At 64.7% G+C, this 22358-nt stretch carries 24 protein-coding genes; 11 read left to right on the forward strand and 13 right to left on the reverse strand.

The genetic code is table 11. The features are described from left to right. The first annotated feature begins 75 nt into the window (after window positions 1-75). Window positions 76-351, forward strand: a complete 276-nt coding sequence (locus IEY49_RS03435; RefSeq protein WP_189004573.1) for a hypothetical protein — start codon at window positions 76-78, stop codon at window positions 349-351. Beyond that, window positions 348-1349: a phosphotransferase family protein gene (locus tag IEY49_RS03440; protein WP_189004574.1), complete on the forward strand. Its 1002-nt coding sequence runs from the start codon at window positions 348-350 to the stop codon at window positions 1347-1349. Before IEY49_RS03435 ends, IEY49_RS03440 begins: the two co-directional genes overlap by 4 nt. A gap of 4 nt (window positions 1350-1353) precedes the next feature. Here the strand turns inward: IEY49_RS03440 and IEY49_RS03445 are convergent, their stop codons facing one another. Then, window positions 1354-2451 (reverse strand): DNA glycosylase AlkZ-like family protein, encoded by a 1098-nt coding sequence (locus IEY49_RS03445; RefSeq protein WP_189004575.1) that lies wholly within the window; start codon window positions 2449-2451, stop codon window positions 1354-1356. Window positions 2452-2518: 67 nt separating this feature from the next. Here IEY49_RS03445 and nadE point away from each other — a divergent pair, with 67 nt between their 5' ends. After that, window positions 2519-3364, forward strand: coding sequence for an NAD(+) synthase (gene nadE / locus IEY49_RS03450; protein WP_189004576.1), 846 nt, complete (start codon window positions 2519-2521; stop codon window positions 3362-3364). Here the strand turns inward: nadE and IEY49_RS03455 are convergent. Next, window positions 3351-4343, reverse strand: coding sequence for an SDR family NAD(P)-dependent oxidoreductase (locus IEY49_RS03455; RefSeq protein ID WP_189004577.1), 993 nt, complete (start codon window positions 4341-4343; stop codon window positions 3351-3353). The genes nadE and IEY49_RS03455 overlap by 14 nt on opposite strands. 88 nt (window positions 4344-4431) lie before the next feature. On the opposite strand from IEY49_RS03455, the gene IEY49_RS03460 reads away from it, so the two are divergent. Together IEY49_RS03460 and IEY49_RS03465 are read left to right on the forward strand one after the other, a co-directional pair. Next, the gene (locus IEY49_RS03460) at window positions 4432-4779 is read left to right on the forward strand and encodes a histidine triad nucleotide-binding protein (protein WP_189004579.1); all 348 of its coding nucleotides are present in this window, start codon (window positions 4432-4434) and stop codon (window positions 4777-4779) included. Further along, on the forward strand, window positions 4779-5462 hold the full coding sequence (locus IEY49_RS03465; RefSeq protein ID WP_189004581.1) for an HAD family hydrolase: 684 nt from the start codon (window positions 4779-4781) through the stop codon (window positions 5460-5462). The genes IEY49_RS03460 and IEY49_RS03465 overlap by 1 nt, the downstream gene beginning before the upstream one ends. Before the next feature lie 173 nt (window positions 5463-5635). On the opposite strand, the gene sdaAA is transcribed toward IEY49_RS03465, so the two are convergent. The 5 genes from sdaAA to hutU form a co-directional block, all read right to left on the reverse strand. Further along, window positions 5636-6526, reverse strand: coding sequence for an L-serine ammonia-lyase, iron-sulfur-dependent, subunit alpha (sdaAA, locus tag IEY49_RS03470; protein ID WP_189004583.1), 891 nt, complete (start codon window positions 6524-6526; stop codon window positions 5636-5638). A gap of 191 nt (window positions 6527-6717) precedes the next feature. Continuing rightward, window positions 6718-8217, reverse strand: coding sequence for a histidine ammonia-lyase (hutH, locus tag IEY49_RS03475; protein WP_189004586.1), 1500 nt, complete (start codon window positions 8215-8217; stop codon window positions 6718-6720). A gap of 44 nt (window positions 8218-8261) precedes the next feature. Further along, a complete protein-coding gene (gene hutI, locus IEY49_RS03480; protein WP_189004587.1) occupies window positions 8262-9461 on the reverse strand; it encodes an imidazolonepropionase in 1200 nt (399 codons plus the stop codon). Beyond that, window positions 9454-10377 (reverse strand): arginase family protein, encoded by a 924-nt coding sequence (locus IEY49_RS03485; protein ID WP_189004589.1) that lies wholly within the window; start codon window positions 10375-10377, stop codon window positions 9454-9456. Before IEY49_RS03485 ends, hutI begins: the two co-directional genes overlap by 8 nt. Further along, window positions 10374-12080 carry a urocanate hydratase gene (gene hutU / locus IEY49_RS03490; RefSeq protein ID WP_189004591.1) on the reverse strand — a complete coding sequence of 569 codons (1707 nt, stop codon included), beginning with the start codon at window positions 12078-12080 and terminating at the stop codon, window positions 10374-10376. Before hutU ends, IEY49_RS03485 begins: the two co-directional genes overlap by 4 nt. 118 nt (window positions 12081-12198) lie before the next feature. Between hutU and IEY49_RS03495 the strand changes: the two genes are divergently transcribed. Continuing rightward, window positions 12199-12963: an IclR family transcriptional regulator gene (locus IEY49_RS03495; protein ID WP_189004593.1), complete on the forward strand. Its 765-nt coding sequence runs from the start codon at window positions 12199-12201 to the stop codon at window positions 12961-12963. A 91-nt stretch (window positions 12964-13054) separates the two neighbouring features. Here the strand turns inward: IEY49_RS03495 and IEY49_RS03500 are convergent, their stop codons facing one another. From IEY49_RS03500 to IEY49_RS03510, 3 genes are all read right to left on the reverse strand, one after another. Then, window positions 13055-13702 carry a hypothetical protein gene (locus tag IEY49_RS03500; RefSeq protein WP_189004595.1) on the reverse strand — a complete coding sequence of 216 codons (648 nt, stop codon included), beginning with the start codon at window positions 13700-13702 and terminating at the stop codon, window positions 13055-13057. A 181-nt stretch (window positions 13703-13883) separates the two neighbouring features. After that, on the reverse strand, window positions 13884-14549 hold the full coding sequence (gene sdaAB, locus IEY49_RS03505) for an L-serine ammonia-lyase, iron-sulfur-dependent subunit beta (RefSeq protein WP_189004597.1): 666 nt from the start codon (window positions 14547-14549) through the stop codon (window positions 13884-13886). 64 nt (window positions 14550-14613) lie between these two features. Next, entirely contained in the window at window positions 14614-14784 is a 171-nt protein-coding gene (locus tag IEY49_RS03510; RefSeq protein WP_189004599.1) for a hypothetical protein, read from the reverse strand. Window positions 14785-15385: 601 nt separating this feature from the next. Between IEY49_RS03510 and IEY49_RS03515 the strand changes: the two genes are divergently transcribed. The 3 genes from IEY49_RS03515 (at window position 15386) to IEY49_RS03525 (ending at window position 17081) form a co-directional block, all read left to right on the forward strand. Then, window positions 15386-16225, forward strand: coding sequence for an alpha/beta hydrolase (locus tag IEY49_RS03515; RefSeq protein ID WP_189004836.1), 840 nt, complete (start codon window positions 15386-15388; stop codon window positions 16223-16225). Window positions 16226-16287: 62 nt separating this feature from the next. Then, window positions 16288-16668 (forward strand): hypothetical protein, encoded by a 381-nt coding sequence (locus IEY49_RS03520; RefSeq protein ID WP_189004601.1) that lies wholly within the window; start codon window positions 16288-16290, stop codon window positions 16666-16668. Continuing rightward, window positions 16665-17081 carry an inorganic pyrophosphatase gene (locus IEY49_RS03525; protein ID WP_229780607.1) on the forward strand — a complete coding sequence of 139 codons (417 nt, stop codon included), beginning with the start codon at window positions 16665-16667 and terminating at the stop codon, window positions 17079-17081. The genes IEY49_RS03520 and IEY49_RS03525 overlap by 4 nt, the downstream gene beginning before the upstream one ends. A 364-nt stretch (window positions 17082-17445) precedes the next feature. Here the strand turns inward: IEY49_RS03525 and IEY49_RS03530 are convergent, their stop codons facing one another. Further along, window positions 17446-18054, reverse strand: a complete 609-nt coding sequence (locus IEY49_RS03530; protein ID WP_189004603.1) for an HD domain-containing protein — start codon at window positions 18052-18054, stop codon at window positions 17446-17448. Window positions 18055-18298: 244 nt separating this feature from the next. Between IEY49_RS03530 and IEY49_RS03535 the strand changes: the two genes are divergently transcribed. Then, window positions 18299-18547 carry a hypothetical protein gene (locus IEY49_RS03535; protein WP_189004606.1) on the forward strand — a complete coding sequence of 83 codons (249 nt, stop codon included), beginning with the start codon at window positions 18299-18301 and terminating at the stop codon, window positions 18545-18547. A 199-nt stretch (window positions 18548-18746) separates the two neighbouring features. On the opposite strand, the gene IEY49_RS03540 is transcribed toward IEY49_RS03535, so the two are convergent. After that, window positions 18747-19496 (reverse strand): TspO-related membrane protein, encoded by a 750-nt coding sequence (locus tag IEY49_RS03540; protein ID WP_189004607.1) that lies wholly within the window; start codon window positions 19494-19496, stop codon window positions 18747-18749. A 54-nt stretch (window positions 19497-19550) separates the two neighbouring features. Further along, complete coding sequence (locus IEY49_RS03545; protein ID WP_189004609.1) at window positions 19551-20567, reverse strand: LacI family DNA-binding transcriptional regulator; 1017 nt, start codon at window positions 20565-20567, stop codon at window positions 19551-19553. Between the two features lie 468 nt (window positions 20568-21035). Between IEY49_RS03545 and IEY49_RS03550 the strand changes: the two genes are divergently transcribed. Then, window positions 21036-22346, forward strand: a complete 1311-nt coding sequence (locus IEY49_RS03550) for an ABC transporter substrate-binding protein (protein ID WP_189004611.1) — start codon at window positions 21036-21038, stop codon at window positions 22344-22346. The last annotated feature ends 12 nt before the right edge of the window (window positions 22347-22358 follow it).

The following is a 22358-nucleotide window of genomic DNA, read 5'->3' on the forward strand; positions in this document are numbered from 1 at the left end:
GACGCATCCTTCACTGCCCGAGTTCCCGATCAATCTTGCCGCAACTTCTTGGGCCTTCAGGGCGTACCCTGAGGCATGAGTGGATTTTCTGGAGGAGGATTCTCGTTCAGCCGCAGCGGTCGTGGTCGCGGAGGCTTTTTCGCCCATTCACGCTCCAGCGGCCACCGCCGCGGGATGGTCGGCGGCCTGATGGGCCACAGCCACAGCAGCGGGCGGCGCGGCCACTATGCCCAGGGCGGCCACTACCGTCAGGTGAAACGGCGCCGCTCTGGCGGATGCCTGGGCGCCTTTCTGGTCATGGCCGGGCTGGCCGGAGCCGGGGTGCTGGGCCTGGTGTCGCTGATCGCTTGATCCTGGATCCACCGCTGGCCGCGCTGCACGACGCCTGGACGCTGGTACACGGTACCGGTCCCGCAGGCGCGGCCCGTCTGTGGCCTCCGGTATTGCGTGCAGCTTTCCCCGGCCGGCGCCGGCTCGTGGAAACCTGGACAGGTGAAGGAGCCGCTTTCGCGCGCTACGCCACGGCCGAGGGGCCGCTGTTTCTGAAATATCTGCCCGCCGGCTGGAGGGACCGGAATGCCTACCGCCGGCTGGAACGTGAGGTCAGGTTTCTGCGAGACCTCGCACCAGCGATGCCGGTGGACCACGCGCCACTGCTGCATGGTGCGCTTGACCGTGCGCGACTGCGCGCACACCTGCTGACCCCCGATCTCACGGACCAGACCACAGGGTGGGGAGCGTTGAGCACGGATGAGCAGCGGGAAGACGCGCTGCACGAAATCGTGCGGCTGCTCGCCCGCCTTCATGCCTTCTGGGCCGGACCAGGGTCTGGACTGCTGACCGGGCGGTGGGCCTGGACCCCTCAGGATGTGCTGGCCCAGGCGGGGCGCATCGCTTCGGACTTTCCACCTCATCATCCGGCATGGGTGACCGTGCAGGCGACTGCCGAGGCCCTGCCTGCCCTGCTGGAGGCAGCGCCCCAAATCACGCTGGTGCACGGTGACATTCACTCCGGACAGGTGCTGTGGCGTGTGCCGGACCGCCACCCGGTGCTGATTGATTACGGGCAGGTCCACACCTCGCTTCCTGGCGAGGACTTGGCACATCTGCTGAGTGTGCGCCTCAGCGCTGTGGAACGCCTGCGGCTTGGTCCCGCACTCAGAGCGACCTACCAGGAAACCCTGGCAGATCAGGGCCTTGTCCTTTCCCCTGCTGCCCTGGCAGCCCAGGAGCGGGCCGGTACGGCGCTGAACCTGCTGTCCACGGCACGGCAGGCGCGGCAGTCTTCAGGCAGCGGGGTCCAGGAGGCGCTGTCCAACGTGGCCCAGGCCTGGGTGGAACAGAGCTGAGCGTTTACCCGCCCAGGCCCAGGAAAATCTCATAGCGGCCGAGCTCTGCCTCCAGCCCACGGCGCAGCGCTGCAGTCTGGCGCACACCCGGTACGAATCCGAAATCAGCTTGTAGCCCACCGGCCTCCACGCGCAGGTTGGCCCAGCCGACAGCCCGTTCAGCCTGGAACACCGGCAGGGCGTAGTAGCCCATGCTGCGTTTCGCCGGGGGCGTGTAGGCCTCGAAGCGGTAGGTCCACCCGTGCAGGTGCGTGAAGCGGCGACGGTCCCAGACGAGTGGATCGAAAGGTCCCACGATGCGAACACCTCGTGGCGCACTGGCGCCTTCCAGCTGCTGTTCGGGCAACCAGACGTAGCGCAGGCCATCCACAACGGCCATATGCAGCTCCTCACGCACGATTTGCCTGCTGACCGCACGCAACGTGCTGTGCAGGTGTGGGAAGCCGAACCGGGACAGGCTGATCAGATAACCCAGGCTGGCTTCCGGCAAAGGACCGTAGAGGCGGGCCAGAAGATGAACAGCGCCCCGCAGCCGTTGCTCCTCCGGCCAGGGAACTTCACGCAGCGCCTGGAGGTGCGGAGCAGGAGCGTACAGGCGAACGCCGCCGGCGCGGCGGGTCACACGGGCCCCTCCCTGGTAATGCAGGGCTTCCAGGGCCCGGGTGGTGGCACTGGACTGTCCTCCCCAGGCATTCATGACCCGGCTGGACCCCAGGGCCGCCGAGACCTCACGCGGATGCAGCTCGCCGCGTTCACGCAGCAGCGCGCGCACCTGCGCAAGCAGTTCCGGGTACTGACGTTCTACCCGGCTCTGGGTTGGCTCACGTGGATGCAGCAGGGCCTGCACCTGCCTCGGCACGAAGCCGTAGTTGGGCAGCATGTCCTCCTCGGCGTTCAGCTGTGGATAGAGCTGTTCCAGGTCTCCGGCACGGTAGCCGCGCACCCGCTGCATCAAGGTGAGGTCCTGGGCGCGGGCGGGAGCACGGATCGGGTCGGCCTGCACGAAGCCCATCCGGTCAAGCGCGCCCTGCAGCGTTCCACGGAGTCCGAAGGTAGAAAAGGCCGCTGCCCGCAAGGCCGCCGGGGTCAGGTGCGCTGTCATGCTCCGCCGAGGCTAGCGCACCTGACCCCGTGCTCCTGAGTGCAGAGCACATGGAATACTCCGGGACATGACAGCAGGCCTGCGTGAACGAATTCAGCGCGAATTGCACGTGCAGAGTGCCATCGACCCCGAAGGCGAAATCGAATGCCGCGTCACCTTCCTGTGCGACTACCTCAGCAGCACCCCGGCCCGGGGTTTCGTGCTGGGCATCAGTGGGGGCCAGGACAGCACCCTGGCCGGGCGGCTCTGCCAGCTGGCCGCCGAGCGCTTACGGACTCGGGGCCGTGAGGTGACGTTCGTGGCCATGCGCCTGCCCTATGGCCTGCAGGCGGATGAGGCCGACGCTCAGGCGGCGCTGGCTTTTATCGGACCGGACCGCACCCTCACCCTGAATATTCAACCGGCTGCTGACGCAAGTGCTTCCGCCGCCCACGCTGCACTTGGCTTTGAGCTGCGCGATTTTGTACGGGGCAACATCAAGGCGCGTGAACGCATGGTCGCGCAGTATGCCGTGGCCGGTCAGGAGGGGCTGCTGGTCGTGGGGACCGACCACGCCGCCGAGGCGGTGACCGGCTTTTTCACCAAGTACGGAGACGGCGGCGTGGACCTGACGCCGCTGACCGGTCTGACCAAGCGACAGGGAGCGGCGCTGCTGCAGCACCTGGGCGCCCCTGAATCGACCTGGCGCAAGGTACCGACCGCCGATCTGGAAGACGACCGCCCTGGCTTACCTGACGAAGTCGCGCTGGGCGTTACCTATGAGCAGATTGATGCCTATCTGGAAGGCCGCGAGGTCAGTGAGGAAGCAGCCCGGCGGCTGGAAGGGATGTTTCTCAACACCCGGCACAAACGCCAGCTCCCCGCGACACCCTATGACACCTGGTGGAGGGAAGAAGGCCTCACAGCTCGTTGAATTCGGCCTCTGCGCGGCGCTTGATGGGATTGTGCCGCGTCAGGTCCGACTCGGCGTGTGCGCCGGGGACCATATGGTCATGAGGAGCCGGTGCCGGCAGCAGACGGTTGCTCAGGGCCAGGATGTCGGCGGTGAGTTGCGGGGCCAAAGCCTGGGCATAGCGCAGCATCAGCGCCGGACCGCCAATCATGGCTTCTGCGTCTCCACGAACCAGCGCAGCGACCATTCGGCGCGCGGCAGTGGGCGCGTCCAGCGACAGCACCGGCAGGTTATCCAGGGTGGCAAACAGGGCGTATTCCTTCGCATGCTGGCCCTTGACATGGGCGTGGCGGGGGCTGCCCGTGCGCATCAGGCTGGGATGGACGGCCGTGACGATCACACCCTCGCGCGCCAACTCAGCCCGCAGGGCCTGCGCCAGACCGCCTACTGCGAACTTGCTCATGCAGTACGAGGTCAGGTGCGGCACAGCGACCTTGCTCCCCACCGAGCCCACGATCAGAATCCGCCCCCTGCGGGTCCGCAGGTGCGGCAGGGCGGCGCGTGTCAGGCGCAGGGTGGCAAAAGCGTTGATCTCCATGATCTCGTGAAAGTCATCGTCGGTCAGGTTGGCTAGCGGACCCACCTGGATAATGCTGGCGTTGCTGACCAGCACGTCCAGCCCTCCATGGGCGTTCACGGCTTCCTGAACGGCGCGGTCCACGTCCGACTGCACCGTCACGTCGCCCGCCACCGTGTGGACCCGGGCGCCACGCGAGCGCAGATCGGCCGCGGCTCGCTCCAGGGCGTCGGCGTGCCGGGCCATGAGCGTCATGGCCGCGCCCCGGTCACTCAGTTCCCGGGCCAGCATCAGGCCCAGGCCACGAGATCCGCCGGTGATCAGCACCGAGCGGCCCTGAAGGTCATAGGGCGTGTTGAAGGCACGGCGCGCAGCGACCGCTCCGATGCCGGCGGCGAGCAGCAATCGTTTCGGAAGTCCCATAGCTGCAGTGTGCCGCCCAGCCCGACGGGTCAGCGGGGCATCTAAGGGAACGGCTAAGAACAGGCCCGCCGGAGGCTACAGTGAAGGCATGACCGCGCAGCCCACTCTTTTCGAGCGCATCATCGCCCGCGAAATTCCCAGCGATATCGTGTACGAGGACGAGCACTACATCGCCATCCGCGACATCGCTCCCAAGGCCCCGGTTCACCTGCTGGTGATTCCCAAACGCGTCTCTGCGCGGGTAGATGAGATTACCGATGCCCGGGAGATGGGCGAACTGTGGCTGACCGCCGTCAAGGTCGCCCGGCAGCACGCGGACGATTACCGCCTGCTGGTGAACGCCGGCAGGGGCGGCGGTCAGGTGATTTTCCATACCCACGTTCACATCCTGGCCGGCTGGGAACACGGGCCCGATAACGACACGGGCAGCGCCTGATGCCGGACCAGTTCAGCGCCGTGCTGTTCGATCTCGACGGCGTGCTAGTGGACACTGAGACCATTATTGGAGAGCTGTGGGCCGCCATTTTCAGTGAGCGGGGCCTGGACCTGACCCCGGCCGAGATCACCCGCCTGACCTCAGGCCAGCGCTTTGAGGGTGTCATGCAGGCCCTGGAGCAGCAGCGCGGCTGGAAGGCGCCAGAAGACTTTCTGCCCATGCTTGACCAGCGCTTCAACGGTGCGTTCTCGCATGTTCCGGCGATTGCGGGTGCCGCAGACACGCTGCGTGCGCTGCGAGCGGCGGGGATTCCCTTCGCTGTGGCCAGCAACAGCGAGAAGGGGCGCCTGCACATGAAGCTGCGTGGCGGTGGACTCGCGGAGCTGGTCGAGCCGCATGCCTACGACCCTTCCCTGGTCAATGGCCGTGGCAAGCCCGCGCCGGACCTGTACGTGTATGCCGCTGCGCAGCTTGGCGCAGCACCCCAGCGCTGTCTGGTGGTCGAGGACAGCGTGCCGGGTGCCCAGGCTGGCGTGGCCGCCGGGGCCACCGTCTGGGCCCTGCTGGCTGGCAGTCACATCCTGCCAGACGACGAGGCGCAGTTGCTGGACCTCGGCGCGGCGCGGGTGCTGCGTTCGCACGCCGAACTGCGCGCGGCGCTGGGGCTACGTGCACTGGCCTGAGTGAGCATGATGACTTCGGCGCCACCAATCACGTTGCCCGGGCTGTCACTGTCCGGGTTCCAGACAAGAACCTGATTTCTCAGAGAACACGCTAAAATCAGCGAGGAAATTCCTGCTGCCGGAGCGACGGCAAGAGCCGCCGGAATTGTTCTCCAGCGGTTCTGACGGCTCCCTCAGGCCATCGGAAGTTCGACCATTCCACCCGGCAGGTCACTGTCGTCCTTGCCTTCCATGCGGGCGGTTACGGCCAGCCCGGTGGGGGTCTGGGCCAGCCCGCCGTCGGCCGTTTCACGCAGGGCTGCCGGCATCATGCGTCCGACCGAGGCCATGGCTCCCAGCACTTCGTCGGGCGGAATGAAGCTTTCGAGTTGTGCCAGAGCCAGCTGGGCCGCACTCACCGCGTGCACGGCATAGAACGCGTTGCGACTGACGCAGGGCACTTCCACGTAGCCGCCTACCGGGTCGCACACCAGTCCGATGGTATTCATCAGGGCCAGGGACGCGGCGTGAACGGCAGCGCGAGGCGTACCGCCCAGAAGCTCGGTAACAGCGGCGGCAGCCATGGCAGCGCTGGAGCCGATCTCTGCCTGACAGCCCCCGGCAGCGCCACTGATAAACATGCGTTTGCTGATGGCCTTCCCCACCCCGGCCGCCAGGATCATGGGATCCACGAGCTTCTCATCGGGAATGCCCAGGTGATCGGCCACGCCCAGCAGTGCACCTGGAATGGTACCGGCCGACCCGGCCGTGGGCGCGGCCACGATGCGTCCCATACGGGCGTTTTCTTCGTTGACGGCCATGGCGTAGGCCTGCACGCGGCGGATCAGTGGGGCGTTCAGCACATCCGGCGCGTCCCACAGACCTTTGGCATTCCAGCCCACCATGCCGGTGATGCTCCTGGCCTCGCTTTGCAGGCCACGCTGAATGCTGTCACGCATCTCTCCGATGCGGCGCAGCATCTCCGCACGGATATCTTCGGGGTCCAGGCCGGTTTCCTGGCAGTCACGGTCCAGTACCCACTGACTGGCTGGAGCAGGGGCATTCATCAGTTCTTCGAGGGTCATGGGCGCTCCTTGGCCGCCCGCTCCGGACTGCCTAAAGACCTGCGGGCAGAGAGTGGGGATCGGCGGAATTTTACCCCGTATACAGTAAAAAACCGGGGCTGGACCTCACCAACAGTGTCCAGGAAAGCGGGACCGAAGTGGTGAAACTGCCGGTAGGACTGTCCTTATCCTGTCGCATTCTCCCCGGCATATCAGGCTTCCCGAGCAAGGCGCAGCAGTTCGCCGGACATCACCAGCTCACGCAGCTTCAGCAGATCCGGCTGGAAATAGCGATCCACCTGCATGGTGGGTACGGTTGACCGGATGAGCTCATAGGCGGCCTGGACCCCGAGACCGGCGGGAAACCGGGCAAAATCCAGTGCCTGGGCCGCACACATCAGCTCGATGCTGACCACCGTCTGGGCATGGTCCAGAATCTGCCGGAGCTGCCGGGCACCGTGCGCGCCCATGCTGACGTGGTCTTCCTGGTTGGCGCTGGTCGGAATGCTGTCCACACTGGCCGGATGCGCGAGCACCTTGTTCTCGCTGACCAGGGCCGCCGCGGTGTACTGCGCGATCATGAAGCCGCTGTTGAGGCCGCCCTCGGGCGCGAGGAAGCCCGGCAGACCGGACAGCGCGGGGTTGAGCAGCTGCTCGCAGCGCCGCTCGCTGATACTGGCCAGTTCCGCAACGGCTACTTTCAGCGCGTCGGCGGTCACCGCCAGCGGCTGCCCATGAAAATTGCCGCCCGACACGACCTCACCGGTCTCCGGAAAGATCAGTGGGTTGTCGGTCACGGACGCGAACTCGACCGCCAGCACCCGGGCCGCCTGGCTCAGGGCGTCGTGGGTGGCGCCGTGAACCTGCGGCACCGCGCGCAGGCTGTAGGCATCCTGCACCTTGCCGCAGGTCGCGTGGCTCGGTGCGATCTGGGACTTCCGCAGAAAACGGCGCAGTTCTTCAGCTGTGTGCACCGCTCCCGGGTGCGGCCGCAGGCCCACGACCTCCGCCCCGAACGGCCGGTGCGAGCCGGACAGCGCCTCAACCGTCATGGCCGCCGCGAGGTTGGCAGTGCCCAGCAGAGTCCAGGCGTCGTGCAGGGCCAGCGCCAGCAGGCTGCCCATCAGCTGCGTGCCGTTGATCAGGGCAAGGCCTTCCTTGGCCTGGAGCTGCAACGGCTGCCACCCAAGCTCACTCAGAACCTCGGCGGACGGACGGACCTGACCCCCGAGGTCGATCTGTCCCAGCCCGATCAGGCTCAGCGCAAGGTGTGCCAGCGGCGCCAGATCGCCGGAGGCGCCCACGCTGCCCTGCACCGGAATGACCGGGTGTGCCCCGGCGTTGAGCAGGGCCAGCAGCAGGTCCACGACCTCGGGCCGCACCCCCGAATGCCCCAGGGACAGAGACTGGGCGCGCAGCAGCAGCATGCCGCGTACGACCTCGGCTGGCAGCGGCTCACCGACGCCAATGGCGTGCGAGACGATCAGATTGTGCTGCAGCTGCGCCAGCTGGGTGCGGTCCACGCGCACCGAGGCGAACTTGCCAAAACCAGTATTCACGCCGTACACGGCCTGATCGCCATCGACGATTTGCTCGATGACCGCGCGGGCGCGCATGATCCGGCCGCGTGCCGCGTCAGACAGCTCGACCGGCTCGTGGTGACGGACCACCGCCATGAACTGCTCCAGAGAAAGGGTGGTGTCCAGTATCACGTCAGAAACTCCTTAAAAAAATTGCGAATAGAGCTCGGCAGAGTTCAGGCCTGTATCCCGGCCCGCCACACATCACGGACCGGGCTGGCCCCCAGGGTGTAGGCCAGGTCCCGCCAGTCCGGACTGTGCAAGGCCAGAAAATCGGCCCGCTGTCCGGGTGCGAGCGCTCCCCGGTCCCGCAGGCCCAGGGCGTGGGCAGCATTGACGGTACAGGCACACAGCGCCTCGGGCGGGGTCAGGCCACACAGCCGCACGGCCAACGCCAGGGCCAGCTGGGTGCTGAACACCGGCGAGGAGCCGGGATTGAGATCGGTGCCGACAGCCACCGCAGCGCCCGAGTCGATCAGGTCGCGGCCGGGCGCCGCCGGCAGCCCCAGGTGCAGGGTGACGCCGGGCAGAATCGTGGCCACCGTGTCCGAGGCGGCCAGAGCCCCGATCTGGGCTGGCCCGCTGGCCTCCAGGTGGTCTACGCTGAGCGCTCCAAGCTGGCATGCGAGTTCGGTGCCGCCAATCGCGTGAAACTGGTCGGCGTGAACCTTGACCCGGAGCCCATGAGCCTGCGCCGCCGCAAGAATCTGCCGGGTCTCCTCTACGCTGAACGCTTCCTTCTCACAGAACACGTCCACGGCAGCTGCTAGGTGTTCTGCTGCCACCTGCGGAATCAGGTCCCCGCATACACCCTGCACGTACGCCGCACGGTTGTCCTGCGGTGGAACATGAATAAGCAGCGTGGGCATCAGGTCAAATTCAGCCTGCAGCACCCGCACCGCCTGCAACATCCGCAGTTCGGCCTCAAAGTCCAGGCCGTAGCCGCTCTTCACTTCAACGGTGGTCGCCCCGGAGGCCCGCAACGCTGCCAGGCGTGGCCGGGCCAGCTCCACCAGGACTTGCACGGAACTGGCCGCCGTCGCCCGCATGGTTGACCGGATACCTCCACCCTGCGCCAGGATCTCCTCGTAGGGCACACCTGAAATGCGGGCCTCGAAGTCGGCCAGGCGGTCTCCTGCCCAGACCGCGTGGGTATGCGGGTCCACCAGTCCAGGCACCACGGCCACGTCGCCCAGATCATGAACGCTGGCGGCCGCAGGCGCCTGCCGACGCGTGCCGACCCACGTAATCACGCCGTCTCTGACCAGCATCGCCGCGTCGTTCAGCCGGCTCAGGTTCCGCATGGCCGCTCCGCGCTGCACACTGGTAGCCGGGGTCACGAGTTCAGAAATCCCTGTAAAGAGCGTCTCAGCCATTGCCGGCCGCCTCAAAGACCTCGCACACGGTCTCCATGATCAGCCGGGCGCACAGCAGTTCACTGCGCCCGGTGGGGTCCAGGTTCGGAGCGAGTTCCACGAGGTCCAGACCCACCACGCGGTTGTGCCGGGCTGTGGCCACCAGCACCGCCATGGCCTGGGCGTAGGTAAAGCCGTCCGGTTCGGGGCTGCTCGTCCCCGGAATGACCGAGGGGTCCAGCCCGTCCACATCCACGCTGATGTACACATTCTGACCGCGCGGCAGCTGTTGCATGGCCCCGGCCAGACCGTCCTGAATGTCCGTCATGGGAATCAGGGTGTGTCCGCGGGCACGGGCAGCGCCCACGGCCTCGGGGTCGAAGCGCAGTCCGCGCAGCCCGATGGTGGTGATGTGTACGAGGTTGGGCAGGGCCTCCACCGCCCGGCGAAAGGGGCTGGAGTTGCTCCAGCGGGTGTCATTGCGCACATCGGTGAAATCCAGGTGGGCGTCGAGCTGCACCACGTGCAGATCGGGCACGTCCGCAAAGGCACGCAGCAGCGGGAAGGAGACACTGTGATCTCCCCCAAGGAAGACCGGCAGAGTGCAGCGCTCCCGCAGCGACCGGGCCGCCGTGGTAGTGCGCGACTGCATCAGCTCGGGCTCCAGGCTGGGCAGAACCACGTCGCCGGCATCCGCGAAGGTCACCCCCACCAGACGGGTCCGGCCATCGAGGCCGGTAAACGGCGGCACGCTGCGCAGACTGGCCTCGCGCAGGGCCCGCGGTGCAAAGCGCGCCCCCGGGCGGAAGCCCAGGGCAATGTCGTACGGCACCCCCAGCACCGCCACATCCGCGCGCCAGCTACCCCCGGGTTCAACCTGAGGCGCGCGGGCGAAGGTAGGAATTCCCCCGTAGGGGAGGTGGGCCGGAGTGTTCACTGCTGGCCTTTGGTAAGGTCAGCGATCTCCAGGCTGGGCAGGTCCAGGCCGCGGTCGCGCGCCACGTCGAGGGCCAGGTCATAGCCGGCGTCCGCGTGACGGATCACCCCCATGCCGGGGTCGTTGACCAGGCAGCGGCTCAGGCGTGCGGCAGCCTCGGGGGTGCCGTCGGCCAGCGCCACCAGGCCGCTGTGCTGGGAGAAGCCCAGACCCACGCCGCCCCCGTGGTGAAAGCTCATCCAGGCCGCACCAGACGCGATACCCACCCCGAAGTTCAGCAGAGCCCAGTCGGAAACGGCGTCACTGCCGTCCTTCATCGCCTCGGTCTCGCGGTAGGGACTGGCGACACTGCCGGCGTCGAGGTGGTCACGGCCAATCACGATAGGCGCTCTCAGGCGGCCGTCGGCCACCATCTCGTTGAACAGCTTCGCGGCCCGGTCGCGTTCCTTGTAGCCCAGCCAGCATATGCGCGCCGGCAGCCCCTGGAAGGCGATCTGCTCAGCGGCGTAGGTCAGCCAGCTCTGCAGTCGCTCGTCGTCCGGGAACAGGTCGAGGAGCGCCCGGTCGGTGGCGCGGATATCCTCCGGGTCCCCGGAGAGCGCCACCCAGCGGAATGGCCCCCGACCCTCGCAGAAGGAATCCCGGATAAAGGCCGGCACGAAGCCCGGGTAGTCGAAGGCGTTCTCCACCCCGGCCTCCTGGGCGCGGTGGCGCAGGTTGTTGCCGTAATCGAAGGCCACAGCGCCGCGCCGCTGAAGGTCGAGGATGGCGCGGACATGAGCGGCCATGGCCTCGTAGGCCCGGGCACGGTACTGCTCCGGATGCGCCTCTCGCAGCAGTGCGGCGTCCTCGTCGGGGGTCAGGACCGGGATGTAGCCCCACATCGGGTCGTGAGCGCTGGTCTGGTCGGTAATCAGGTCCGGGGTCCAGTTCATGGCCACGAGCTGCGGAACCAGTTGCGCCGCGTTGCCCTGCACACCGATGGAGCGGGCCTCGCCCGCTGCCTTATACGCCTCGGCGCGGGCAATGGCGTCTTCCAGACTGGCGGCCACCTCGTCGAGATAGCGGGTTTCCAGACGCTTCTGAATGCGCGTGGGGTCGATCTCGATGGTAATGCTCACACCGCCGGCCAGCTTGACCGCCAGTGGCTGCGCCCCCCCCATGCCGCCGAGCCCAGCGGTGACGGTGATGGTTCCCTTCAGTGAGCCGCCGAAGTGCTTGCGGGCCGCCCCGGCGAAGGTCTCGTAGGTGCCCTGCAGAATGCCCTGCGTGCCGATATAAATCCAGCTGCCAGCCGTCATCTGGCCGTACATCATCAGACCCGCCTGATCGAGCTTGTCGAAGGTTTCCCAGTTCGCCCAGTGCGGCACGAGGTTGCTGTTGGCCAGCAGCACACGCGGTGCCCACTCGCTGGTTTTCAGCACAGCCACCGGCTTGCCCGACTGGATCAGCAGCGTCTCGTCGTTTTCAAGGCGGTCCAGGGTCTCCACGATCTTGTGAAACGCAGGCCAGTTGCGCGCGGCCTTGCCGCGTCCGCCGTACACGACCAGCGTCTCGGGATGCTCGGCCACCTCGGGGTCAAGGTTGTTCATGAGCATACGTTTGGCAGCTTCCTGAATCCAGCCTTTGGCGGTGCGCTGCGGCCCCCGGGGAGCACGGACGACAGGAGCAGGTTCGGCGAGGGCGGGCACGGTATGGGTCATGGCAGGTCTCCTGAGAGGAAAAGTGGGTCCGTCGAATCGGTGTTCCCATCGTCCTCCCGATCAAGTGCTGTCACAACGTCGTTTTCCGGAATACCCGGAAATTGGGTAGACTCGTGCCATGCCGCGCACCCTGGCAACCGTAGAACACGCGGTTCATCTGCTCGAACTGTTCGACGCCGACCACACGGAATGGAACCTCAGCAGTCTGTCGCGGCATGTGGGCAAGCCCACTTCGACGGTCCACGAGCAATTGACGACCCTGTGTGAAAGTGGCCTGCTGACCCGGGCAGGGCGCGGCCGCTACCGGCTGGGCTGGCGACTGTTAAAGCTGGCCAGCGCCCTGTATGGCAGCCTCCCGTGGTACGCACCTGCCCACGCTGCTATGGAACGCCTCGCGCGGCGCACCCACCTGCTGGCCTTTCTATGCGTGCTTGACGGTTCCCGGGTGCTGTGCGTGGCCCGATCGGTGCAGGGTCGCGATGGGCCTCCGGTCGCCGGAGAGCTGGACTTTGAGCTTCCAGCCCATGCCACGGCCAGCGGCAAACTGCTGCTGGCTCTGGCTGGGCGCCCACTTCCCTCTCCGGCGGTGGCGTTTACGGATCGGACCGTGACCACAGCGGCCGGCTGGAGTACAGAATCCACCAGAATTCGCCAGAGCGCCCATGCGGTGACCGCCAACGAATGGGCCAGCGGCACGGGCAGTCTGGCCGTTCCTGTCCGGGGTGAAGACGGCGTGGTCCTGGCCGCGCTTGGAATCAGCCTTCCCACCCCCCGGCTGCGTGAAAGTGACACGCTGCTGCGCGCACTCCACGACGCCGCCGATGAAGTGAGCTGGCAGCTGGGTTACCGTACACCAACACGAGCAGGCAGCTCAGAAAATTAGGCTGCCTGCGTCTGCGTGGTAACGATTTGTCTGAGTCTTGGAAACCGAACTTCAACCGGGACTGGAAGCCGTCCCAGCCCGAGGCAACGCCTCAGGATCGACGCGTCTGCGTGGTCTGGGTGGTGGTCTGGGCGCGAGTTCCCTTGTTACGTCCGGCAAGACCAGCCAGTCCAGCCAGACCCAGCAGGCCCCAGGGGAAGCCGGGCCGATTTTCTGTCGCCGTGACGGTGGTCCCAGTTGTCGTTGTCGTGGTATCGGTCGCCGCAGTCCCAGTGGCATCGGTGGTGCCTGTTGCATCCGTGCCCGTGGTGTCGGTCCCCATAGTGTCTGTACCGGTGGCATCTGTGCCGGCTGCATCCGTACCAGTCGTGTCAGTACCGGTTGCGTCGGTACCAGCAGTATCTGTACCGGTCGTATCTGTACCGGTTGCATCGGTGGTGCCTGTTGCATCCGTGCCCGTGGCGTCGGTCCCCGTAGTGTCTGTACCGGTGGCATCTGTGCCGGCTGCATCCGTACCAGTCGTGTCAGTACCGGTTGCGTCGGTACCAGCAGTATCGGTACCAGCAGTATCGGTACCAGCAGTATCGGTACCAGCAGTATCGGTGCCGGTCGCATCGGTGCCGGTCGTATCGGTGCCGGTGACGTCTGTCGTGGTCGTTTCAGTCGCAGTATCGGTCTCGGTCTGGGCGTACGCCACAGGGGCAGAAAGCAACATCAAGGTGACCAGCATGGTTTTCATTGGAGACCTCCTGCGCCGAAGTATGGGCCGCCTCATTCTCAACCCGGTGACAGCCGGATCAATACACCCTGCACCAACGCTCATGGGCGCACCGAATTGGATGAAGCGCAGCACTAGACACCTGGGCTGGGCACTGAAGAGTGAACCTGCCCACACCTCCGCACAGGACTGCACAAACGTCCTAGCCATCCATCAGCTTGGGAAGCAGGCGCACCCAGTCCATATCCGGCCAGTGGTTCAGAAAACCCAGGGCTTGCGGGCTGAGGGGCTGGTCAAGTTCCACAGCCAGCAACGCCTGTCCTCCACGGGCCTGACGAGTACAGGTCAGGGTGGCGATATTCACACCGTCGGCGGCAATGGTTGCCGCGATCCGCGCGATCATGCCCACAGCATCGGTGTACAGCAGCAGTGCTGTGGGACTCGCGGCACTGAAGTTCACTCCCAGCCCCTGAACATGGGTGACCTGAATAACACCGCCACCCGTACTGCTGCCCTGTACGGTGACCTCATGGGCTTCAGACCGCACGGCCAGATGGGCGGTATTGGGGTGCACGTCCCCAAGATCCACATCACGAAACTCGAATTCCAGGCCGGCGACCTTGGCTTCTTCGAAGGCACGAGGCAGGCGGGGATCGTCCGGTGCAAAGCCGAGCAGTCCGGCAATCAGCGCCAGATGCGTGCCGTGCCCTCGGCCTGTCTTGGCAAACGAGGCATGCAGTCCGATGGTCGCGCGCTTCGGAGCCTCGCCCAGCAGGTGATGTGCCACCAGACCCAGGCGGCAGGCTCCGGCGGTGTGGCTGCTGCTGGGTCCGATCATGACCGGGCCAATCATGTCGAGGAGGGACATGGCCAGAAGTATAGGCAGGTCCGCCTGATGGCGTCCTGCCCGCGCAGACAGTCTGAAGAATGGATTATTCGTCGCTGAGGTCGCCCAGGTTCTCGCGCAGTTCCTCGAGTTTTTCCTGCGCGTTGACCGAAGGGTTCATACCGTTGGCATCGACGCTGCCATCGGCCCCCTGCATTCCGTCGTTGATCTGTTCGCCCTGATTCACGTCACCACTTTCCGGATTGGGATTGGTCATGCACGCAGCTTGCTCCGTGGCCACCACAAGACACGTGGGAAAACGCGCAGGGAACCTTTAGAGCAACCCTTAGAGCGGTTCTCCGCCTTACACCACCGGGAAGGCGGCCTCTCGGCGGCTCATACCGCGTCCTGCCCGGCAAAATCTACCCACTCCACCTGGTTAATAAGATGGCATCCTTCTGCCAGATCCCTTAGAGCGACCACGAGGCTCAACGCAATCATTCCTCCCTGTTCTGCATCGTGAAATCAGGGGCACCCATCGCGCCGGGTGGGAGATGTACGCCCGGCGCGATGGGCGCTCTAACTATTCAGAACCTTCTTCACCACTCCTTGGTTCCAACCGGCAGTGAACCGACGCCCCATGGCAAGGCAAGCCTTAGCACCCCTGGACAGATCCAGGGACATTTTTCCATCTGCTAGGCGCGGGAAAATGTGTCTGACAGACCGGTGTGCAAGTAGTCTTTATCACTGGAAGGCTATGTAAACAGACTCTGAAGTCAGAGTGTGGTGGTTGTGCCAGCCGGCACTTGCTACGGCCCCTTACCCTGGTCAGCATGTCTACGCCTCGCCATTCATCCTGCCGTTCCTGGCGCCTTCCAATGACCCTGCTTTCCGTTCCGTTGCTGGCGTCCTGCTCGGCGCAGGACGCCCAGACCACCCTGAACCGGGCCGTGTCCACCAGTGGCCTGAATGTCAACACCAACGTCCGCTACGGTCCGGATGCCCGGAACGTCATGGATATCTATGCCCCGGCCAACGTCAAGGGGGCTCCGACGGTGTTGTTCATTCATGGTGGTTCCTGGGAAGGCGGCGACAAGGAAGGTCACCGGTTTGCCGGCGAGTCCCTGGCACGCGCCGGGTACGTAACGGCAGTGATGAACTACCGGCTGGCGCCGAAAAACCGTTACCCCAGTTATGTGCAGGACGCAGCCTCGGCGCTGAAGGTATTGCGCGACCGATCGGTCAGTCTTGGAGGCAGTCCCGACAATCTGTTCGTGATGGGACACTCGGCCGGGGGTTTCAATGCGGTAGAAGTGGTGGTCAATGAACGCTGGCTGCGCGAGGCCGGGGTGCCGGTCAGCAGCGTGCGTGGCGTGATTGGCATAGCTGGACCGTACAGTTACGATTTCCGGCAGTTCTCGAGTGCCCGGGCCTTCCCGCAGGGTGGAACGCCTGACGAGATCATGCCTGACCGCCACGTGCGTCCTGACGCCCCGCCACATCTGCTGCTGGTCGCAGAGAGTGATTCTGTCGTGTATCCACAGAACGCCGTAAACATGGAAGCGGCCCTCAAGCGCGCCGGCGTGCCAGTGACACGAACCGTGCTGCCCCGCGTCAACCACCTGACGATCATGGCGGCGGTGGCGCGTCCTCTGACCTTCCTGGGCGGCACACGTCAGGCTGTGATTGACTTTATCGAGACCCACCGGCGCCGTTAAGGCGGGTCTGACTCCGGGGATGGGAGGGCCAGCCTCTCACGGCGCGGCCATAAAATGACGTCATGAACCCCCGCCTTGTGACTGGACTGCTGGCCGGTGCGCTATGCGTCACGCTCAGTGCCTGCCGGTACAATTATGTGCCGCTGATTCCTCCTCAGGTCGAGGTGCGTCTGCCCACGCGAGTTACCAACGCGACTCTGGCCCGCGAAGAGCAGCAGCTGAGGCTGAAAGCGCAGATTGACGGGCGTTTCGAGCCAGGTTATCTGACCGTTCAATGGTTTGACGGCAGCCGCGAACTGGGCACCGACAATGTCTACCTGGACAGCGCGCAGCGCGAGGCAGTCTTCAGGCTCGATGCCCCAGCCAAGGGTGCATACCGCGCGGTTCTGTCTTTTGGCGGGGTGGTCTTACGGCAGGTGGAACTGTACGAGGTCAGCCCGTGACCGAGAGCCGGCTGTGGACCGGCGTGGTGGAATGGACTGCTGGGACCCGGGAGCGCTTTGTCTGGCGCGCAGGTAGGGTGGTGCCCTTGCGTACCGAACCGCTGAAGGCTCCAGTGAATTATGGGTGTGTGCCTGGCATATGGAACCCAGCTGACGATGCAGAGGCCGATGCCGTGTGGCTGGGCGCCCCCCTGGCGGTCGGTGAGCAGGTTGCCGGGCTTCCCACTGGCCTTCTTTATTTGCGCGACGGGGACCATAAGGTGGTGTTCGGACCGCTTGAAGAGGGCGCCCAGGCACTGCTGGCATGGTTTCCGGAAGAACGCGGGGCCCAGCTGCTGGACGCCGAGTCCGCTCAACACTGGCTGTCAGGTCTGCCCGCACCCCCGGTCCTCGACGTCGTGGTCGTGAATTAGACCGCGGTCCGCCATCTGGGGCAGGGACCGGAAAGACTGGCTCCACGCCTGTGTGGCTGGGTGCTGCGAGAGAAGCGAACACAGGGCGGGAGTTCTCGTGAAACGCGTGTTACGGCCAAACGCACCGTCGTGGGGGAGCCTTGCCCCGAACAGCTCCAACCCGCGCCTCCCCCAGTCATGACCTACAAGACTTCTGGTCTGGTTGAGCAACCCAGGGCGTCTTGCGGCAACTCCACCTCATAAAGGCCCAAACCTGCACTGGCCCGTACGCAGCGAAAGATATGCCCAAACAAAGAGCAGCAACCATAGAAGGGCCGTCCCAGAAACAGGGCTCACGGGAATTCAGAAATCCCACTCAGGGGGCTTACATACGCAGAGAAACACCAAACGTCGTGTGCACGACCCCAGGGAGGTGCGCGTAAATCGATCCTCCCACCGCCTGGCTGAACGACCGCTCCAGTTCCAGCCAGGCTTCCCACTTCTGCAGGGCCAGGGCATTGAATCCCCGCCTCCGCACCACATCCACGAAGCGTTTTTCCAGCAGACAGAACCCGGCCGACAGGGCCAGCGCGTCACACAGCTGAAGCAGTCGGTCGTACTCGTCGTAGGTGACGGACGCCAGGTAGGACGCGACCAGCGCTTTTTCTTCAGGTGAGCAGTCCCAGACACCAGCCCCGGCGTCAACGTCCTGAAGGGGAAAGGAGTGCGTCATGCTGATGCGCGCCGCCTGTGGAAACACCTGGTCCATCAGGTAGTGGTAGCCATCGATGATGTGCCTCAGGTCGGACACGCCGGCACGGCGCCCGATGTCGTGGATCAGGCCGTAGACGTAAGCCTGCTCAGGGTCGAGATGTTCGGCCAAAGCCCTGGCAGCGGCGGCAACGAAAAGGGAATGGTCCACCCAGGGGCCAGGATTGAGCTCAGCGGCCTCCCCGAGCATCTCCTGGGCCCTGGTAAGTGCCGGAATTGGCATTCCGACAGTTCAGCACAGGTTTATGGTGAGGGAACACGAAAAGCTGGTAGCACCGACGCACCTAGTACCTTGACACCGGAGAAAGCAGCACCTGCCATTCAACTGTTACGTCGGTCATAAAGCTCCGCTTTCATCTCTGATCCGGCCAAGGCACTGCGCCCAGCAGCTGGGGTTCGCATCCGCCGGGCCCAAACGGTGAGGGGGCACTCACCCTCACACAAGCCCAGATGGCACACTAGGCAGCATGAGCGACGCCTCCAATCCTGCCCGCCCCACCCGTGTGCTTCTCAATGTCCGCCTTCAGAACGGGGAACCCATCGACGCTGAAGTGGGCCGCAAAGCTGCGCTGTACATGTCCCGGCAGCCGGGTGTCCTGAAGGCCGAGGGTGGGATGGCCGGCAACCTCGAGGTGCACTATGACGCCGACTCGGTGACCCTGACCGACCTGACCCGGGCGATGGCCAAGGCCGGCCTGCGGGTCGGCATCGTCTGAGCAGCGCTGGGCACAACCGCCATTTCCGGGAATGTGCTGATCTCACTGGCTTGTTAAATACGGGACACAGTAGCCGCCTCAGACTCGGGTACTGCCCTGGCTTGGCAGGATAGAACCTGACAACCAGACAGGCCCACCAGGGGACGCAGCGATGACATCACTGCGTCCCTGGTGCCTTGAAGGCTGTGCCTGGTCAAGGTCAGATGAGCACACGGCGACGGGTGGCCAGCACTCCGCCAATCAGCACCAGTCCGGCCGCCAACGCCACCGCAACTGCCACGGCCGTCACCTCCGGACGCGCAGCGTAGACTCCGTAAAAAGCCCACAACAGAATTGCCGCAAAAGCGAAGTCCCGAAACCTCATGAGGAAGAACACGCCGATCAGGGCGGCGATCACGACCAGCAGGGCTGCCCAGGCGGTGGAGCCCAGCCCGGCCAGTCCTGACGTGACGCCCAGACTGACCAGCCAGGCAGTGATGTTGGCGATGGTGGCAACACTGATCCAGGCCAGATACAGGCTGGCCGGCAGAAGCAGTGTGAAGCGTTCAGTTCCGTGCGGTTCCATTCTTTGCACGGTCAGGTACAGCCAGATCAGACTGCTGAGCAGGGCCAGCATGATGATCACGCTCAGACCATAATTCAGGCTCTGAAAGGCCAGCAACCAGCTGACGTTCAGGACGTTGGACAGCAGAAATGGCCAGAACAGCCGGTCCAGTCTGGGCCCCCGCTGAGCCGGCATCGCCTGATAGACCGCGAACCCCAGGAGACCCAGGAAAATGGGGCCCCAGACGGCGAAGGTGAGTCCGGCTGGAGTAAAGGCGTTGGGCAGGCTGTCACTGACCTCCTTGTTGCTGTTGCCGAACAGTGGCAGCGCGTTGCTGAGGTAGTTCATCAGCAGCGTCACGAGGGTCGCGATCAACAGGGTGGCCTGGCGGGAGAGTCCGGTCATACATCACCTCTGGGCATAAAGGGCGGAAATAAGCTGAGAGCTGCGGCAATGTGGTCAGCCGGACACGGACTGGCGCTCGACCAGCAGCGTCGGAACCCGGATGACCCGCTCGGGCTTCCTGCCTTCCATTCCCGCTACAAGCGCGCTTATTGCCTGCCGTGCCAGCTCGGCGTAATTGTGGTTCACGCTGGTCAGGGGGGGACACATCACCTGGGCCAGAAATACATCGTCGAATCCCACGACAGAGAAGTCTCCGGGAACGTCGAACCCTTCGTCTCGCGCCGCCTTAAGCACTCCAGCCGCAACGAGATCATTGATACACACCAGGGCGGTGGGCCGCTGCGACGCCTGGCCGAGGCGATGGAGGGCCTCCTCTCCCGCCCGAATGGTCAGCCCGGTGAAGTGCACCCACTCAGGAAGGGCGTTCGGGTAAAACTCCCGGTATACCGCGAGCTTTTCCAGACTGCTGGTCACGCTGCTGTCTCCCCCGAGGAACGCGACTTTGGTATGTCCCCGTCCCTGCAGATGGGTCAGCACACTGCGCATCCCACCGGCCTCGTCCGAGGTGACACTGCACAGAAGGTCTACCCCTGGCAGGTCGCCGTTGACCGCCACGATGGGCAAACGCTCGGCAACCTCGCGCACCGCCTGAACGCCGGCTTCGGGAGGCTCAGGGTGGTTTGTCAGACCGCCCAGCAGAAGCAGGCCATCGACCTGCCGCTCCACGAGGCTGCGGACCAGGGTCTGCTCAAGGTCAGGGTTGCTGGTGGTATTGCCCAGAATGACTGTGTATCCCAGTTCCGATGCTCCGACTTCCAACTGCAAAAACAGCTGGGCGAAATAGGGGTTGGTGATATCGGGCAGGATGCAGCCGATGGTGTTCGAGCGGCGGTGGTACAGGGTCTGGGCAATCCGGTTGGGGCGGAAACGAAGTTCATGGATGGCATGTTCGACCCGGGTGCGGAGCTCGGGATGAACGGTGTCGTGCCCATTCATGACCCGCGAGACCGTGGAGACCGAGACCTGGGCGTGCTGCGCGATGTCGTAGATGGTTGTGGCTCGTTTCCGCATAACACCCCTCTTGAGAAACCGGTTTCTGAAATGTATGCTGCTAACGTTCGACAGTCAAATCCTTCTGGTCAGGGGTGAAGCACAGGCTTCCCTGACTGGCAATCATGATGCTTCGGGGAGATCTGCGGCTGATTTCTACAGGATGCGCTTTGAAATTTGTTGACAGGGAATCTGGTCCAGGATCGGGAATCCAACTGCCACCTGACGGTTCCGCTTCACTCGCGCCTTGCTCACCAGAAAAGTACCTCCGGCCCAATACCCCGACCAGAGAAGCAAGCAGAACCATCCACTTTTCACCCAGCTGAGCAACCGGTTGCTGAACGTACGGACACATACCCCGCGGTCTTCATGAAAGCAGTGCGTACCTGTAGCAGGGCGTTGTTTGAATTCTTCCCTCGTCCAGCCCAACTTTGCCTCAAGCCCTTGCGACCCACCCTTCGTGCACGCCCACCGTTCCTGGAGGAACCTATGAAAAAAGCACTGCTTGCCCTGTCCGCCCTGATGCTTGCTTCCGGCGCGCTCGCTGCCGACCCGGCCTTCCCGAAGGCTCCGAGTGGCAAGGTCACCCTGGAAGTCTGGTCCTGGGTGCCGGGCCTGGACAAGACGGTTCAGGCTTTCGAGAAGGCCTACCCCAATATCGATGTCCGGATCACGAACCTGGGCGGCGGGCCTCAGACGTACACCAAGCTGCGCACGGCCCTTCAGGCCGGCAGCGGGGCGCCTGATGTCGCGCAGATCGAGTACGGCTTTCTGCCGGCCTTCGTGGACCTGGGTGGCCTGGAAGACCTCAGCAAGTACGGGGCCAACACCTACAGGAAGTACTTCGTGCCCTGGACCTGGGGTCAGGTCAGTCCGGACGGCAAAGCGGTCTACGCCATCCCGCAGGACACCGGACCGTTCTCGATGGTCTACCGCGCCGACCTGATGAAGAAGTACGGTGTGGCCGTTCCGAAAACCTGGGCTGAATACGAAAAGGCGGCCGAGGCGGTCTACAAGAAAAGCGGCGGGGCCGTCAAGTTCGGCAACTTCTACTCCACCTTCGCGCCGTGGTTCATGGCGCTGGCCTGGGCCGATGGCGCGCAGTTCTTCCGGCGTGAAGGCGACGGCTGGGTGCAGAACCTGAACAACGCCAGTGCCAAAAAGGTGCTGAACACCTGGAACCGCATGATCCGCAAAGGCCACGTGGGCACCCTGCAGGCCTTTACCGCCGACTACTGGAATGCCGCCGGAGCCGGAAAGGTCGTGACCAACATGGAAGCCGCCTGGGGACCCGGGGGATACGCCGGAAGCCTCAAGAACAAGAGCGCCGGCCAGTGGCGGGTCGCGGATCTGCCCCAGTGGAAAGCCGGCGGCCCGGTGCGCAGCGGGAACTGGGGAGGCAGCAGCAGCGTCGTGACCACCCAGAGCAAGAACAAGGAAGCCGCTACCCTCTTTGCGCTGTGGCTCAACCTTTCGCAGAACGCGATCAGCCAGAACTGGACCAACGGTGGCCTGTTCCCGGCCAGCGACGCGGGGCTGGACCTGGTGATTCTGAAGGACAAGACCAAGAATCCCAGCAAATTCTTCGGGGGTCAGGACATCAGTGCGGTATACGCACGGGCCAGTCGCGGTGTGAACGTCAACTTCCAGTGGGCCCCGTGGTTCCCATTCGTGAACGACAACTTCAACAAGCAGATGGACCTGATGCTCAAAGGCCGCCTCTCGCCCGATCAGGCGCTCGATGCCTGGCAGCGCGAAAGTCTGGCCGAAGCAAAGAAGCAGGGGTACACAGTCCGCTAAGTGTCCTGAGCC

This window comes from Deinococcus malanensis (assembly GCF_014647655.1).
Taxonomy (GTDB): domain Bacteria; phylum Deinococcota; class Deinococci; order Deinococcales; family Deinococcaceae; genus Deinococcus; species Deinococcus malanensis.